The 16,506-nt window shown below is 39.7% G+C and carries 18 protein-coding genes; all 18 read left to right on the top strand.

Annotated features, from left to right (window positions below; genetic code table 11):
- Positions 1-5 precede the first annotated feature (5 nt).
- The 18 genes from eutH to AO843_RS10090 all read left to right on the top strand — a co-directional run bounded on the left by eutH (position 6) and on the right by AO843_RS10090 (position 16,479).
- A complete protein-coding gene (gene eutH / locus AO843_RS10175) occupies positions 6-1,250 on the top strand; it encodes an ethanolamine utilization protein EutH (protein ID WP_054611011.1) in 1,245 nt (414 codons plus the stop codon).
- A 25-nt stretch (positions 1,251-1,275) separates the two neighbouring features.
- Positions 1,276-1,617, top strand: coding sequence for an ethanolamine utilization microcompartment protein EutS (gene eutS / locus AO843_RS10170; protein ID WP_004269314.1), 342 nt, complete (start codon positions 1,276-1,278; stop codon positions 1,615-1,617).
- A gap of 10 nt (positions 1,618-1,627) precedes the next feature.
- Positions 1,628-2,128, top strand: coding sequence for a EutP/PduV family microcompartment system protein (locus tag AO843_RS10165; protein WP_054611010.1), 501 nt, complete (start codon positions 1,628-1,630; stop codon positions 2,126-2,128).
- A gap of 17 nt (positions 2,129-2,145) precedes the next feature.
- A complete protein-coding gene (locus tag AO843_RS10160) occupies positions 2,146-3,570 on the top strand; it encodes an ethanolamine ammonia-lyase reactivating factor EutA (RefSeq protein WP_054611009.1) in 1,425 nt (474 codons plus the stop codon).
- Between the two features lie 11 nt (positions 3,571-3,581).
- Positions 3,582-4,946, top strand: coding sequence for an ethanolamine ammonia-lyase subunit EutB (locus AO843_RS10155; protein WP_054611008.1), 1,365 nt, complete (start codon positions 3,582-3,584; stop codon positions 4,944-4,946).
- A gap of 9 nt (positions 4,947-4,955) precedes the next feature.
- On the top strand, positions 4,956-5,972 hold the full coding sequence (gene eutC / locus AO843_RS10150; RefSeq protein ID WP_054611007.1) for an ethanolamine ammonia-lyase subunit EutC: 1,017 nt from the start codon (positions 4,956-4,958) through the stop codon (positions 5,970-5,972).
- Positions 5,973-5,983: 11 nt separating this feature from the next.
- The gene (eutL, locus tag AO843_RS10145) at positions 5,984-6,634 is read left to right on the top strand and encodes an ethanolamine utilization microcompartment protein EutL (RefSeq protein WP_054611006.1); all 651 of its coding nucleotides are present in this window, start codon (positions 5,984-5,986) and stop codon (positions 6,632-6,634) included.
- Between the two features lie 15 nt (positions 6,635-6,649).
- Complete coding sequence (locus AO843_RS10140) at positions 6,650-8,140, top strand: aldehyde dehydrogenase family protein (protein ID WP_054611005.1); 1,491 nt, start codon at positions 6,650-6,652, stop codon at positions 8,138-8,140.
- A 16-nt stretch (positions 8,141-8,156) separates the two neighbouring features.
- Positions 8,157-8,435 carry a BMC domain-containing protein gene (locus tag AO843_RS10135; RefSeq protein ID WP_054611004.1) on the top strand — a complete coding sequence of 93 codons (279 nt, stop codon included), beginning with the start codon at positions 8,157-8,159 and terminating at the stop codon, positions 8,433-8,435.
- Between the two features lie 90 nt (positions 8,436-8,525).
- On the top strand, positions 8,526-9,116 hold the full coding sequence (locus tag AO843_RS10130; protein WP_054611003.1) for a phosphate propanoyltransferase: 591 nt from the start codon (positions 8,526-8,528) through the stop codon (positions 9,114-9,116).
- Positions 9,117-9,128: 12 nt separating this feature from the next.
- Positions 9,129-9,998: a phosphate propanoyltransferase gene (locus AO843_RS10125; protein ID WP_054611002.1), complete on the top strand. Its 870-nt coding sequence runs from the start codon at positions 9,129-9,131 to the stop codon at positions 9,996-9,998.
- 36 nt (positions 9,999-10,034) lie between these two features.
- Positions 10,035-10,319 carry a EutN/CcmL family microcompartment protein gene (locus AO843_RS10120; protein ID WP_054611001.1) on the top strand — a complete coding sequence of 95 codons (285 nt, stop codon included), beginning with the start codon at positions 10,035-10,037 and terminating at the stop codon, positions 10,317-10,319.
- Positions 10,312-10,680, top strand: coding sequence for a BMC domain-containing protein (locus AO843_RS10115; protein WP_054611000.1), 369 nt, complete (start codon positions 10,312-10,314; stop codon positions 10,678-10,680). Before AO843_RS10120 ends, AO843_RS10115 begins: the two co-directional genes overlap by 8 nt.
- Positions 10,680-11,627 carry a malate dehydrogenase gene (mdh, locus tag AO843_RS10110; RefSeq protein WP_054610999.1) on the top strand — a complete coding sequence of 316 codons (948 nt, stop codon included), beginning with the start codon at positions 10,680-10,682 and terminating at the stop codon, positions 11,625-11,627. Before AO843_RS10115 ends, mdh begins: the two co-directional genes overlap by 1 nt.
- A gap of 264 nt (positions 11,628-11,891) precedes the next feature.
- Positions 11,892-12,737, top strand: coding sequence for a MerR family transcriptional regulator (locus AO843_RS10105; protein WP_231630115.1), 846 nt, complete (start codon positions 11,892-11,894; stop codon positions 12,735-12,737).
- A 22-nt stretch (positions 12,738-12,759) separates the two neighbouring features.
- Entirely contained in the window at positions 12,760-13,749 is a 990-nt protein-coding gene (locus tag AO843_RS10100; RefSeq protein ID WP_054610997.1) for a serine hydrolase domain-containing protein, read from the top strand.
- 64 nt (positions 13,750-13,813) lie between these two features.
- Positions 13,814-14,908, top strand: a complete 1,095-nt coding sequence (locus tag AO843_RS10095; RefSeq protein ID WP_054610996.1) for a helix-turn-helix domain-containing protein — start codon at positions 13,814-13,816, stop codon at positions 14,906-14,908.
- A gap of 74 nt (positions 14,909-14,982) precedes the next feature.
- Positions 14,983-16,479 carry a carboxypeptidase M32 gene (locus tag AO843_RS10090; protein ID WP_054610995.1) on the top strand — a complete coding sequence of 499 codons (1,497 nt, stop codon included), beginning with the start codon at positions 14,983-14,985 and terminating at the stop codon, positions 16,477-16,479.
- Positions 16,480-16,506: the final 27 nt, after the last annotated feature.

Here is a 16,506-nt window from a genome sequence, read left to right as displayed (position 1 = left end):
GTAAGATGGCAATGATAGGAACGATTATCGTTTATATTATTATGATTTGTGCTGTTTTAGGGGCAATCGGAGCAATCCGAGATGCTGAGTATGGAATTGGTAAGGAATTTATGAATGGTATCCATACAGTTGGTCATATTTTTGTCCCAGCAGCAGGGATTATGGCAGCTATACCTTACTTAACATGGTTTATTAGTCATTTTATTAGTCCGATTTTTGAGTTAATTGGTGCAGATCCTGCTATTGCGGCGACAACTATTTTAGCTTCGGACATGGGTGGTTACCAATTAGCCAATGCTTTAAAAGAGTCATATGAGGGATGGGTAATGGCTCTAGTCGTTGGATTTATGTCAGGTGCTACGATTGTATTCTCGATTCCGATGGGGCTTGCGATGTTAGATAAGCGTGATCATAAATATATGGCGCTAGGTATTATGGCAGGCGTATTAACAATTCCGATTGGTGCATTTATTTCATCGATTATGATTGTGTTATTTAACACAGAAGTTCGTGAAGTTATTAGTACAACAGAGGCACCTACTTATGTATTTGCCATTTCTGTTTTACAAATATTAATTAATTTATTGCCTTTGTTTATTTTTGTTGTGTTAATCGCGTTAGGCTTAAAGCTTATTCCAAACGGTATGATTGCAGGCTTCATGTTATTCGGCCGTGTGATGGATGCAGGTATCAAATTGGTACTAGTATTCTCGATTGTAGAAATTTTCACAGGCATTTTTACAAAGGTATTTGGTGCATGGGGCTTCGATCCAATCATGGCAGATGAGATCGATCAATTCCGAGCATTGGAAACAGCCGGTTACATCGGTATTATGCTAGCTGGAGCTTTCCCAATGGTGTATTTAATTCGAAAATATGCTTCAACACCACTTGAAATGGCTGGTAAAAAATTAGGCTTGTCATCTGTAGGAAGTGCAGGGATTTTAGCGACAATTGCCAATATCTTAGCGATGTTCACACTTATTCGCCATATGCCACCAAAGGATAAGGTCATTAACATTGCATTCGGCGTATGTTCGGCATTCTTATTAGGTGATCACTTATCATTTACAGCGAATTTCCAACCAACCATCATTTTACCGGTTATTGCTGGTAAGTTTTTAGCAGGTATTATCGCGATTATTTTAGCCTATAAGCTATCAGTACCAACTGCATTAAGGCTAGAAATTGAGGATCGCAAGGCCGGAATTATTAAAGAAGGCGAATATTTAACAGATCAAAAATCTTAATCAATTAAAAGTGAGGTGATGAAGTGTGAGTGAAGAAAAGAAACGATTTATTCAGGAGTTTGTGCCGGGTAAACAGCTAACATTGAGTCACCTTATTGCCAACCCTGATCCCGAAATGTTTCAAAAGCTAGGCATTCAAGAAGCAGGGGCGCTTGGGATTATGACGTGTACGCCAAGTGAAACGGTCATTATTGCAGGGGATTTAGCGACAAAGGCTGCCAATGTCAAACTAGGATTTTTGGATCGTTTTACAGGGAGTCTCGTTATTGTTGGTAGTGTATCAGAGGTGGAAATGGCGATGTTAGAAATTAATCGTTTTTTATCCGAAGTATTAGGTTATACACCATCAAAAATAACGAAATCATAGGATGTGTCGTATGAAAAATCGAGTAATGATAATAGGCGGTGTGCAAGCAGGAAAGTCAACATTGATGAATACTTTGTTGGGCAAAGAAAGCCATGCCAATAAAACACAAGCACTCGTTTATGATGACTGGATTGTCGATACACCGGGTGAATATATAGAAAATCCTATGTATTACAGAAATATTATGGCTACATCGTTGGAAGTAACGCATGTGATTTATTTGCAGGATGCTACATCATCAAGAAGTGTGTTTCCTCCGCAATTTAGCTTAGGGATTCCTAAAATACAAATCGGTGTCATTACAAAGATTGATGCACCTGATGCAGATATTGAAAGGGCTACAGGTTTATTAAAAAATGTCATGACACAGGGCCCTATCGTGAAAACTTCTTCGTGGAAAAAACTTGGCATTGAATGGATTGCACCACTTATTCAGCTCCATACACATGAAGAAATTCAACAATTCGTGAAGGATTGCGATAGTCCATATCTCATGTATTGCTCACAGTAGCGAGAGGATGGTGTAGGGTGAAGACTGAAAAAATTTATAGTGCTGGGATTGATATAGGAACAAGCACGACAAAAATGGTGGTTAGTAGTTTTCTGTTAAAGAATGTGGCTGGCGTGACCCATGTGCCAAGAATTGAAATTATTGAGAAAACGGTGTTACATCAAAGTCCAATCATCAAGACACCATTTATCAATAAAGACATTATCGATATGAAAAAAATTGAAGAATTCATTTTTCAACAGTATCAATTGGCGCAAATGGCACCCACTGATATTTCAACGGGCGCCATTATCATTACAGGCGAATCTGCCACGAAGGAAAATGCAAGAGAGGTTGTCCATACTATTGCAGATGGTGCTGGTCATTTTTTAGTTGCGACTGCTGGGCCTGATTTAGAGGGCATTATTGCCGCTAAAGGAGCAGGTACTTTACAGCAATCTAAAAACTCTTCTAAAGTAATTGCCAATATTGATGTTGGTGGAGGAACTGCCAATATTGCTGTCATGCAGTTTGGAGAAGTCATCGGTACATGTACCTTACATGTTGGTGGTAGATTGATTGAATTTAAGAATGGTAGAATTCAATCAATTTCTCCGCCACTCATGCAACTAATGGAGAAATGGTCTAATCCGTTATCTGTCGGTGATGCGGCAGAGGATGTTCGAGTGACACAATGTATTGAAGAAATGGTGGGTACACTCGCCTTAATCTTGCTGGGGCAGTGTACGGATGAACAGCATCCATTAGTACTAGGGCATTTACCAAACTGGCATAAACCAGTAGATGCCATCGTCTTTTCTGGAGGAGTAGCCTCCTGTATTTATGAAAATGAATGTACACAGCGTCAATATGATGATATTGGTGAAAGATTAGCGAAAATGCTAGTCCAGCATGAGCAACTACAAGCATTTTTATGGCTACAACCTAAGGAGACCGCACGTGCGACAGTCACTGGGGCGGGTACACAAACTACTGATATAAGTGGGGCAACCATTCAGGTAGATGCAGATGTGTTACCGCTCAAAAATGTTCCTGTTTTTAACTGCTATATAGATGCAACAACAATAGACTATAACCACATGGTGAAAACAGCGGTAGAGCGAGCAGATGATTTATTTTCTATACAGGACAATCGGTCACCATTTGCACTCTATTTCAGTGAATTGCCGTATTTAAGTTTTCAGGATGTACATGTATTGTGTGAGGCCATATTGCAACACTTGGCGACAAGATGCTCCAAGGACATACCAATTATCATAGTCATTCAATCAGATTATGCAAAGATTATTGGACAAACCATACAAGCAATCAATCCTACAGTACCAATTATTTGCATCGATCAAATTAAAGTGGAGACGGGTGATTACATCGATATTGGCGAGATTCTGCCATCTGGCGTTGTTCCAGTTGTTGTGAAAACTCTTGCCTTCCACTCAAAGTAAGGAGGATGAATATGAATCTATCGGTGATATTTGGTGGAGAGAAATATAATTTTAAATCATTAAAAGATGTCATGGCTAAGGCCAATGAAGAAAAATCAGGCGATCAGCTAGCTGGAATTGCAGCTGAAACTGTTCAGCAACGTATCGCAGCAAAGGCTGTGTTAAGTGAGCTTTTAGTAAAAGATATCCGAGAAAATCCATTAGTGCCGCAAGAAAATGATGAGGTTTCACGCATTATTGAGGGCGACATTAATGAACAAATATATGGAGAAATCAAAAACTGGAGCATTGAGCAGCTACGCGAATACATTTTATCGAATGATACTGGTGATCGTGAGTTAAAGCGTCTAAGCAAAGGCATGAATTCTGAAATTATTGCTGCTGTCACAAAGCTAATGTCAAATCTAGATTTGGTTCATGCAGCCAATAAAGTAGAAATTTTATCAACATGTAATATTACTATCGGACAAAAGGGTACACTGTCATCTCGTTTGCAGCCAAACCATCCAACAGACAATATAGACGGCATTATTGCCTCCCTAAAAGAAGGTCTGTCCTATGGTATTGGAGATGCTGTAATCGGCATTAACCCTGTTGATGATTCTGTTGAAAGTGTCAAAAAGGTGTTAACTGCCACAAAAGAATTTATCAACGATTGGTCGATTCCTACGCAAAACTGTGTATTAGCACATATTACTACACAGATGAAAGCCATTAAGCAAGGCGCACCAGCCGATATGATTTTCCAAAGTATCGCTGGAACTGAGATTGCCAACCGTTCGTTTGGTATTTCTGCGGATTTAATAAGAGAAGCAGAAGAGCTCATAAAAAAGCAGGGAACGGGTACTGGTCCGAACCTATTCTACTTTGAAACAGGTCAAGGCTCAGAGTTATCAGCAGAAGCTCATATGGGCATCGACCAAGTAACACTTGAATCTCGCAATTATGGATTTGCTAGACACTTCAACCCTTATATTGTTAACACGGTAGTTGGTTTTATTGGTCCAGAGTATTTATACAACAATAAACAAGTAATACGAGCAGGTCTTGAGGATCACTTCATGGGGAAAATGCATGGCATCCCTATGGGTGTAGATATTTGTTACACAAACCATATTAAAGCAGACCAAAACGATGTTGAAGATTTAAGTGTATTACTGACAGCTGCTGGCGTTAACTTTATTATTGCAGCGCCAATGGGTGATGATGTCATGCTCAACTATCAATCAATGAGCTTCCATGATGTAGCTACATTATTGCAAACATTTGGTAAAAAACCCGCACCAGCATATTTAGCATGGCTAGAGAAAATGGGCATTTATGAAAATGGTCGACTTTCAGCAAGAGCTGGGGATTTATCCATTTTTGAAAGGTAGGTGAGTCGAGTGAATGATCAATTAGTCTCTATGATTACACAACTTGTCATGGAAAAGATGGAGAAAAATACAGAGGGGCAAGCTCCTGAGGTAGACACTACACCAACAGAGCAATCAACAGAGCCACTTATTAAGTTCTATGATGCGAATGCCAATGAATCTACGGAAATAGTAGAATCTAGGACTACATCACTGGAACCATTAATTAAGCTGTATCAGCATGGAGCTCCTCAGCAGGCACATATAGCTCCTGCAACTTTTGAACAACCATTAAATGTCGCTGTGCCGATCAAGCCTTTTCAATTTGAGGCAGACACATTAACAGAAAGTGTCCAGGCAGCTAAAAAGCATACACCAGCTCGTATAGGAGTAGGTAGGGCGGGAACAAGACCGAAAACGAAAACGTGGTTAAAGTTCCGTCTCGATCATGCGGCTGCAGTGGATGCTGTGTATGGTGAAGTTTCAGAAGATCTTTTACAAAAACTTGATGTCTTTCAAGTGACTTCAAAGGTAACAGATAAAGAAGAATACATTACAAGACCTGACTTAGGTCGCCGTTTATCAGATGAATCCAAGACATTGATACAACAAAAGTGCAAGCAACAGCCGAAAGTGCAGATTATTCTATCAAATGGCTTAAGTGCGAGTGCGATTGAGGAAAATGTGCAAGATGTCTATTTAGCGCTTCAACAAAGTCTTAGCAATTTAAATATTGAAATAGGCACAACCTTCTATATTGATAAAGGCCGAGTGGCTCTCATGGATGAAATCGGTGAGTTGTTACAGGCAGAGGTAATTGTTTACTTAATTGGTGAGCGTCCTGGACTAGTTTCAGCTGAATCGATGAGTGCGTATTTATGCTATAAGCCAAGAATCGGCACAGTGGAAGCGGAGCGCATGGTTATATCTAATATCCATAAGGGTGGCATCCCACCATTAGAGGCTGGTGCTTACCTTGGGACAGTTGTACAAAAAATCTTGCATTACCAGGCAAGTGGGGTAGAGCTTGTCGCAAAAGAAGGTTAGGAGGCTGAAATATGATTCCTCAAAAAATAATGGCCCAAATTTTGGCAATGCAAACGATTCCGAGAGTCAACAGTGAATTAGCAGAGCAGCTAGATTTGAAGCCACATCAACATAGTATTGGGCTCGTGACCCTCACAATTGATGATGTAGGATATGTAGCATTAGATGAAGCAACAAAGAAGGCAGATGTTGATGTTGTCTATGCGAAAAGTTTCTATGCGGGAGCGGCTCATGCATCTGGTCCCTTGTCAGGGGAAGTCATTGGCATTATTGCTGGAAGCTCGCCTGATGAAATTCGGAGTGGTCTAGATGCCATTCAACAAAAAATAGCGTTTGATACGTACTTTGAAGCCATTAATAACAATGACAACCATGCCTTGTTTGCCCATACAGTGGCAAGCTGTGGGACGTATCTTGCTGAGCTGGCAGATGTAAAGGTTGGCACACCACTTGCGTATTTAATCGCACCGCCATTAGAAGCAGTTGTCGGGCTAGATGCGGCATTAAAGGCGGCAGATGTAGAGTTAAAGGTTTTCTTTGGCCCTCCCTCTGAAACCAATTTCGGTGGTGGCTTATTAAGCGGCAGTCAATCGTCCTGCGAAGCTGCGGCAAATGCTTTTAGAGAAGCTATCGAAAATTTAGCAAGAAACCCAGTGATATAGAAAGGAGGCGGCTTTATGGCCACATTAGACAAAGACTTATTAGCGATTCAAGAAATGAGAGATGCTGTTAAACATGCTAATACAGCACAAACTGCTTACATGCAATTTTCACAGCAACAAGTAGACAGCATCGTGAAGGCTGTTGCGGATGCTGCCTTTAAGGAAGCAGATCGTTTAGCAAAAATGGCTGTGCAAGAAACAGGGATGGGTATCCCTAATCATAAAAAAATGAAAAATGAAGTGGCTTCACGAGATGTCTATGAAGATATTAAAGAGTTAAAAACTGTTGGTATCGTAGGCTATGATCGAATGAAAAAAGTGGCAGAAATTGCAAGTCCTTTTGGGGTTATCGCAGGAATTGTGCCAACGACGAATCCAACATCTACAGCCATCTTTAAAACATTAATTTCTTTAAAAACAAGAAATGCTTTAGTGCTAAGTCCACACCCATATGCTGTGAAGTGTACAAAAGAGGCGTTAGATGTTTGTCGAGTAGCTGCAGAACAAGCAGGTGCGCCAGAAGGTCTACTGCAATGTTTGACGATGTCTTCTATGGAGGCAACACAGCAGCTCATGAAGCATCCTGATATTCATTTGATTTTAGCTACAGGTGGCGGCGCTTTGGTGAAGGCGGCGTATAGCTCTGGAAAGCCAGCTTATGGTGTAGGGCCAGGGAATGTCCCAGCTTATATTGAAAAATCAGCGGATATTCAAAAGGCCGTTCGTCAATTGGTGCACAGTAAATCGTTTGATAATGGCACTATCTGCGCTACGGAGCAAGCTATTATTGTGGATAAAGCAATTGCAGAGCAAGTACAAACTGAATTAAAGAAAAACGGTGCCTATCTATTAGATGCTGAAGAAAAAGCTAAAATGGAGAAATTGATTTCACCAGTTCCAGGTAAGGTAAATCCACAAATCGTCGGAAAATCAGCTACTTGCTTAGCAGATTCTGTAGGCATCACTGTACCAGAAGATACAAAAGTACTTGTTGGCTTGGAAACAATGATTGGTAAAAATATCCCATTTTCTCTTGAGAAATTATCACCAATCTATGCCCTCTATACAGTAGAAAATAGTACAGAGGCTAAGCAAGTAATGATTGACCTATTAAATATTGGTGGACGTGGACATACTTGCTCGATTCACACTGAAAATGCAGCATTAGCAGAGCAATTCTCCGTTGAATTACCAGTATCTCGTATTGTAGTCAATACATTATCATCTATCGGTGCAGTAGGTGGCACAACGGGATTAGCACCATCCTTTACATTAGGCTGTGGTACATTTGGCGGCAATATTACGTCAGATAACATCACAGCAAGACATCTCTTAAATATCAAACGTATGGCTTATGGCATTAAAGATGTAGAAGTGCCAAAACCAGAGTTTGAAGTTCAGTCCGTTGTGGAGTCGGTTGTTTCACAAGAGCCTTCTCTAGACACAACAATGGTTCAACAAATTGTAGATCAGGTATTAAAACAAATCACATTACAAAATAAATAATTTGGAGGAATGAAAAATGAGTACAGCATTAGGAATGGTAGAAACAAAAGGTTTAGTAGGAGCAATCGAAGCAGCAGACGCAATGGTAAAGGCTGCAAGCGTTAATTTAGTAGGAAAAGTACATGTAGGTGGCGGTATCGTAACAGTTCTTGTACGTGGAGATGTAGGTGCCGTAAAAGCAGCAACAGATGCAGGTGCAGCAGCAGCACAACGTGTAGGAGAGCTTTTATCTGTTCATGTAATCCCACGTCCACACCACGAGATAGAAATGATTTTACCTAAAACAGAAGCTTAATTTTATCAGAATGAGAGCTGATCCAACTAAAGGAAAGCTCTCATCTTGTCATCAAGTAACAACAATCCATGAAATATAGGGGTGGCTAACGTGACAACAGCGACAAAAACATTTCCAGTGGCCATTTCGGCTCGTCATATCCATCTAAGTGAAGCGGATTTACAAGCTCTTTTTGGTCCACATGCAACATTAACAAAGGATTTTGACTTATCACAGCCTGGACAATTTGCTGCAAAGGAGCGTGTCTCCATTGAGGGACCGAAAGGCGTTATTCATAATGTCCGAGTACTTGGTCCAGTAAGAGCAGCTACTCAAGTGGAAGTCAGCCGAACAGATGCCATGAAACTAGGAGTAACCCCTCCGCTGAGACAATCAGGAAATATTGACAACTCAGCAGGCATCAAAATTATTAGCCAACATCATGAATTGGCCATCGAGCAAGGAGTCATTATTGCACAGGCACATATTCATATGACTGAAGAAGACGCGAAAGCATTGGAAGTTCAAAATAATGAATTGGTTTCTGTAGAAGTAATCAGTGACCGTCCAGTTACATTCCGTGGGGTAGTTGTACGCGTTTCCAATGATTTTAGTTTGGAAATGCACATTGATACGGATGAAGCAAACGCTGGTTTTATTGAACAACAAGCACAAGGAACATTAGTAAAAGTAACATCGTAAGGAGGAGGCAAGATGCAAGAAAATTTAGTGCAAAAAATTGTGGAAGAAGTTCTGCAACAAGTTTTAAAAAATCAATCTTCCCCTCCACATGACGGTAAAATTCCAATTGGTGTATCCGCCCGCCATGTCCACCTTGCACAAGCAGAAGTGGAACAGCTCTTTGGTGAGAATTATCAGCTTACACCAAAGTTTGAGCTTTCACAACCTGGGCAATTTGCTGCGGAGGAAACCGTAGTCATTGCTGGTCCAAAAGGATCGATTGAGCGTGTACGTATACTGGGTCCAGCTCGTTCATTGTCTCAAGTGGAAGTCAGCTGGACAGATGCCATGAAACTAGGGATAAAACCACCATTAAGAATTTCAGGTGATATACAAGGCTCTAGCCCTGTTACATTGATTGGTCCAAAGGGGAGTGTTGTGCTAAATGAAGGACTTATTATTGCACAAGCTCACATTCATATGTCCCCTGCAGATCGTGCGAAATTCAATGTAGTAGATGGACAGTCTGTACAGATCAAGGTAGAAGGTATTCGCCCAATTATTTTATCGAATGTGGTTATCCGTGTATCAGAGCGTTATCGATTAGAAATGCATATTGATACAGATGAAGCCAATGCAGGTTTAATTCAACAAGGAACATTAGCAGAAATCGTTCAACATCAAGTGAATGAGCAACCGATTCCAGTGAAAGAGCAGTCTCCAGTCGTAGCGAAGGTAGAAAAACCAGCTATTTATCATTATGACAAAAAGCTACTTTCACAACTTGAAGTGTTAGAAATAGAAGCGCAAGAAATTGTCGTGCCAAAGAAAACCATTGTAACGGCGTTAGCTTATGATAAGCTGCGAGAGTTAAATAAAACTTTAACGATCCGTTCTGAGTAGCAAACTAATCTGTGAAGCATAAAGAGGGTGAAGTTCATGCAAATGGGAAGAGTGATAGGCAGTGTATGGGCAACACGTAAGGAGGAAGGGCTGAATGGTTTAAAACTACTAATCATTCAACCAATTGACTCCAATCAGCAGCCGATTCGCACTGAAATTGTAGCAGCTGATCGTATCGGTGCAGGGATTGGTGATGATGTACTGATAACAAGCGGTGGTTCATCACGCTATATTATGAAAGAAAATCCGTTACCAATCGATGCAGTTATCATTGGTATTATTGATTCTACTGAAGTGATGAGAGGTGAGGACAATGAGTAGCGCAATTGGAATGATTGAGACAAAAGGATTAGTGGGTTCTTATGAAGCGGCTGATGCGATGATTAAAGCATCAGACGTTACAATCGTCAAACAGGAATTTGTGGATGGTGGCATTGTGACGGTGGTCGTGAAAGGTGACGTTGGTTCTGTACAAGCAGCAGTAGAAGCAGGTAAAGCCGCTGCCATGCGTGTTGGAGAATTATTAGGCGCTCACGTAATTCCAAGGCCTGATGAAGAGGTATTCCAAATGATTAAAGGACCAGAGGCACCGAAGAAAAAGCAGGCTTCTACACCTCCATCAACACGTGCTAAAAAAACAAGCGAAGCAACGCCGGCGACAGATAATCGAGGTGAAGCATAATGGCATTTCGTAAAAATAAAATTGCTGTTATAGGTGCAGGTCATACTGGTTCCACGTTGAGTCTATTTTTAGCACAAAAGGAACTAGGCGATGTCGTGCTTGTTGATATTCCAGAAGCAGAGAACCCAACAAAAGGGAAGGCATTGGATTTACTTCAGACAGGTCCTATCGAAAAGTTTAATGTATCCATTAAAGGGACGAGTAATTACGAAGATATTGCTGGTGCAGATATTGTAGTTATTACAGCTGGTATCCCACGTAAGCCAGGCATGAGTCGTGATGATTTAGTGACAACGAATGCAAAAATTATTCAACAAGTTTCAAGACAAATTAAACACTATGCTCCAAATAGTATTGTCCTTGTGTTGAGTAATCCGGTTGATGCCATGACCTACGTGTGTCATAAGGAAACAGGCTTTGCTAAAAATCGTATCATTGGGCAGTCTGGTGTGTTAGATACAGCTCGCTTCAACACTTTTGTTGCACAAGAGCTACAAATTGCACCAGAAGATGTCTCTGGCTTCGTGCTAGGTGGACATGGTGATGAAATGGTACCATTAATTCGTTATTCCTATGCTGGAGGTATTCCGCTAGAAAAATTGATCCCCCAGGATAGACTTCAGCAAATCGTCGAACGTACACGTAAAGGTGGCGGAGAAATTGTCGGTTTATTAGGAAACGGTAGTGCGTATTATGCACCAGCTGCTGCCTGTGCGCAGATGGTCGAAATCATTATGAAAGATCAACGAAAAATTATCCCTTCTATCGCTCTATTAGAAGGTGAATATGGGTACCACAATCTGTATTTAGGAGTACCAACGATTTTAGGTGGCAATGGTATCGAATCTGTCATTGAATTGCACCTAACAAATGAAGAACAAACAGCACTTCAGCATTCAGCGGAGGCTGTTAAACAAGTAATTGCCATTTGCCAAAACATAGAGTAATCAGGCTCTTTCTTCAATGAAAAAAAGAATCCCCATCTTTCTTTCGATTGAAACTTAATGGTAGCTCTTAAAAATGTTTGATTGGAAACCGAACATGACTTGAAAGCTAGTTAAAACTCCCCTTAATATAAATAGATAACTCTCATTTATTAGTGAGAGGACCGACTGTAGCAAATGCAAAGTTTGCTACAGTTTTTTTTGCGAAATTTTTAAAGAATGTTGACTTTGCCCTAAGGGGAAAGTGTATAACGGATGTAAGCATAGATGAAAAGAAGAGGTGATTGTGTGTTATCTATTGGTGAATTTTCAAAAATTTGTGGTGTATCAACGAAAACGCTTCGTTATTATGATGAAATTGGTTTAATTCATCCTGAAGAGATAAATGAAGAAACTGGCTATCGTTATTATTCCATTAAACAGTTGAAAAAAATGCTCTTCATAAATCGCTTAAAATCCTATCAATTGACGCTTGAGGATATCAAATCACTGGTTGTGATGGAAGAACACCAGCAAGAAGAAACGTTATATGGAGTGCTAATACAAAAGAAACGAGAATTGCAGAAACGAATTAAGGCTTATGACTATACTGTGAAGCAAATCAATCATGATTTACTTCATATAGCGGAGGGTGTATCGATTATGTCTTATCTTGATGATATACCTATAAAACTCGTCGAAACTAAGCAGATGACAGTTCTAACTAATCGGCAGTTGTTGACAGGAGAGGATTATAAAGTGGGATACAGCCATTTTTTTCGAGTGCTTTATGAGAAAGTCGCCAAGGAACAATACACCTTACTAGGCAAGCCGATGACGATCTACCATAGTGCTGAATACGATCCTACTGGTAATGATACAGAGTTTGCTATTCCTATTATGGAATCTGCGAAAGGAACCAGAGTTTTCCCTGGAGGACTTTGCGCAAAATCTGTATTAAGGGGGGCTTATCGTGAGCTATCTTCTGTTTATGCCAATCTAATCGAATGGGTGAAGAAGGAAGGTTATGAGTTGGTTGATTCCCCCTATGAAATTTATTTAACAGACCCCAAACAAGAGCAACAAACGGAGGAGTGGCTGACAGAAGTCTATTTTCCTATCAAGAAAAAATGATGAACTTTAGGAGGTTGAAATAATGGGGATTAATTGGAACATACCTGTATCAGAGAGGTTGAACTCGGATGAACGTCAGTTAGCATCTATTATAAAGGAGGAGTATAGCAATATAACAGGTATCGTGATTGTAAGTAATGGCAAGCTAGCATATGAAAATTATTTTCATCAGAACCACCCAGAGCAAGCACAGCATGTGGCTTCTGTCACCAAAAGTATATTATCTGCACTTATTGGCATTGCAATTGATAAAGGTTATATAAGAAGTGTGGAACAAAATGTTTTGGATTTCTTTCCTGAGTATCGTACAGATGATGATGTTAAACATCAAATTAACATACGACATCTTTTAACAATGACAGTGCCCCATCCGTATAAGGATTGGCATGAGCCGCTCGATATATTATGTCAGCAAGATGATTGGGTGAAGTATATTCTCAATAATATAGGGGAAGGAGGCACAATCGGTTCCTTTAAATATTCCTCAGCAGGAGCACACTTACTTTCTGCCATTCTTACTAGGAGCACAGGCAAGAGTGCTCTTGCATTTGCTAATGAGTATTTATTTCAACCGATAGGAATAAAACAAATCCCGAATTATTCAATGACAAGCTTTGGCTTTGAAGATTTGTTCGGAAAAAACGTAAAAGGGTGGGTGCATGATCCTAGCGGGCTTTCTACAGGCGGCTGGGGATTGACAATGACTACTAGAGATATGGCAAGATTAGGCTCTCTATATGTGAATGAAGGACTGTGGAATAATCAAAGAATTCTGTCTAAAGCTTGGATTCAGGAATCTGTCGCAGCGAACCCTCATGATTACGGCTATTTATGGTGGCTACGAGAGGATGATGGCTTATTTACTTATGCAGCTATAGGGGATGGTGGCAATGTGATTTGTTGTATTCCTACACTGAATACAGTGGTTGCCATTTCTTCATTTTTTATGGCGAATGCTCCAGATAGGTGGCCATTCATCAAAAATCATATTATTTCAGCATTAAAGGGATAACATCACAACCTATATCATAACAAGTCATAGCACTTCTACTATAATCTAAGTAGGGGGGATGAGGATGAACAACTTCGTACAGGAGATGATTGATTGGATTGAGAGTCATCTCATAGAAGGTTTTTCATTAGAACGTTTAGGGAGGCATATGGGCTATTCACCTTATTACTGTTCTTTTAAATTCCATCAGATGACGGGGATAACAATTAAAAAATATATTTCGCTACGTAAGATCTTTCTGGCTTCCGAGGCATTAAAAAGATCGGAAGCAAAAATGATTGATATTGCCTTCCACTATGGCTTTTCAACACAGGAACCCTTTTCTAGAGCTTTTAAAAGGGCCTTTGGTATAAGTCCTACTGATTTCAGAAAGTCCCCACTACCATTGCAAACATTTGTAAAAATGAATTTACAGGATGAAAGAGGCAGGTATACGATGGATATTTCTCAAAAATTAAAAATCGAAGCGTTGCAAGTTAAGATGGAAATGCAATATGATCAAGAGATATTGAATGTATTGAATGGTCAAATGATGTACGAGGAATTTTCGAAACAACTGTTAATGGGGAACAGTGATTATGTACCTTTTAATGAAGCGATGTGTACAAATCCAACAACTTGTCCGATTTTTGGTGAGGATTTTAACAACATTCGCGCTGCTGGACATCAGGTATCGTTACAGGATTATGAGCATGTGACATTGAATCCTTTGAAGTTATTGTGGACAAAAAACTACCAATGTATCGTTTTATGGTTTGGAGATGATATGTTTTGTCAAATGAACTTGTTGACAATCCTTGCTTTTCTGGAACAGCAGAAATTTCAAGGCAAAGTCTATTTTCATATGGTGAAGGAAACGACCTATGATGTAGACGAGATAGAGATAGTGCTAGGGGATTATCTCAAGGTCTATGAAGAGGTTTTTATGCACCATCGTCTTCCAAAGGCTACACTTTTACCTGTAATGTATCAAGGAATCCAACTATATTTTGACTATTTAAAAGAAGAAAATGATATTTCAAAGTATATTAAAAAGCATCTTGATCAGTCTTCTAAGGACTTGTTAACGCAATTATTTCGCCTCTTTCCTCAATATGGGCTCGGAGATACACAGTATTTAAAAATAATAGATAAAGTGAAAAATGAAAAATCTGAATAAAACTACTAAACGGCCCACAATATACAAAATTTTCGAAAATATGATAAACTTATAGCGACAAGGAGGATGAATGCATGACAGTTCAACAATTTACAGACTACGTTAAGAAAATGCAACATTATGAGGAAGCACTCAATGTAATTTATTGGGATATGCGAACGGGTGCACCTAAAAAAGGGCTAGCGCAACGTTCAGAGGTAATCGGTACATTATCAGCCTCCTTATTTGATATGCAAACGAGTGATGAACTAGGAGAGCTTTTAGTAGCTTTAGAGGCACAAAAAGCGGATCTTGATTATGTGACACTTCGTTTAGTAGAAGAGGTAAGAAAGAATTACGATCAAAATAAAAAAATTCCTGCTGAGGATTATAAAGAATTCGTCATTCTACAATCGAAGGCGGAAACGGCATGGGAAGAAGCTAAGGCAACTAATAATTTTGAACTATTCCTACCATATTTAGAAGAAATCATTCAATGGCAGAAAAAATTCATACAGTATTGGGGCATTAAAAATGGATCCCCTTACAACACATTGCTCGATTTATATGAACCTGATATGACGACAGATGTCCTAGATCAAGTATTTGGTGATTTACGAGAATCCATTGTAACGCTTGTACAAAAAATTGCTGATTCACCGCTTCATCCAGACACAAGCATGTTATTTAAGCAATTCCCACGTGAAGCGCAGCGTGAACTATCATTAGAGATGCTAGCTCAACTGGGTTATGATTTTGATGCGGGTCGTTTGGATGAAAGTGTGCATCCATTTATGATTGGTTTAAATTACGGAGATGCTCGTATTACAACTAAATATGATGAAAATGATTTCCGTTCAGCTATTTTTGGCACGATTCATGAGTGTGGTCACGCTATGTATGAGCAAAATATTGATGAAAAGCTAGCTGGTCTTCCATTAGCGACGGGTACATCCATGGGTATTCATGAGTCCCAATCATTATTTTATGAAAACTTTGTCGGCAGAAATGAGAAGTTCTGGCAACATAACTACGAGCGCCTTCAACATTTCTCACCAGCACAATTTGGTCATGTTGCATTAGACGAATTTTTACGTGCCATTAATATGGTCGAACCATCTTTCATTCGTATTGAAGCGGACGAATTAACATATCCACTACATATCATGATTCGCTATGAGATTGAACGTGACTTGTTCAATGGCGATTTACAGGCGAAGGATCTGCCACAAGTATGGAATGATAAATATGAGGAATATTTAGGTATTCGTCCTGAAACAGATGCACAAGGTGTCCTACAAGATATGCATTGGTCAGGTGGTATGTTTGGTTACTTCCCATCTTATGCGTTAGGAATGATTTATGCAGCGCAATGGAAGCATGCGATGGATAAGGATATCCCAAACTTTGATGAGCTATTAGAAAAGGGAGAGCTGCTACCAATTCGAGAATGGTTAACAGACAAAGTCCATCAATATGGGGCATTGAAAAAACCGTTCGAATTGCTTAAAGAAGCAACAGGGGAAGGCTTAAACGCTAAGTATTTAGCAGACTATTTACAAGATAAATATACGAAACTCTATCAATTATAAAATGAAAAAAAGCGATTTCTCATTTTA

Source organism: Lysinibacillus sp. ZYM-1, assembly GCF_001308875.1.
Lineage (GTDB): Bacteria > Bacillota > Bacilli > Bacillales_A > Planococcaceae > Lysinibacillus.
This window is presented reverse-complemented; position numbering and strand designations above follow the sequence as displayed.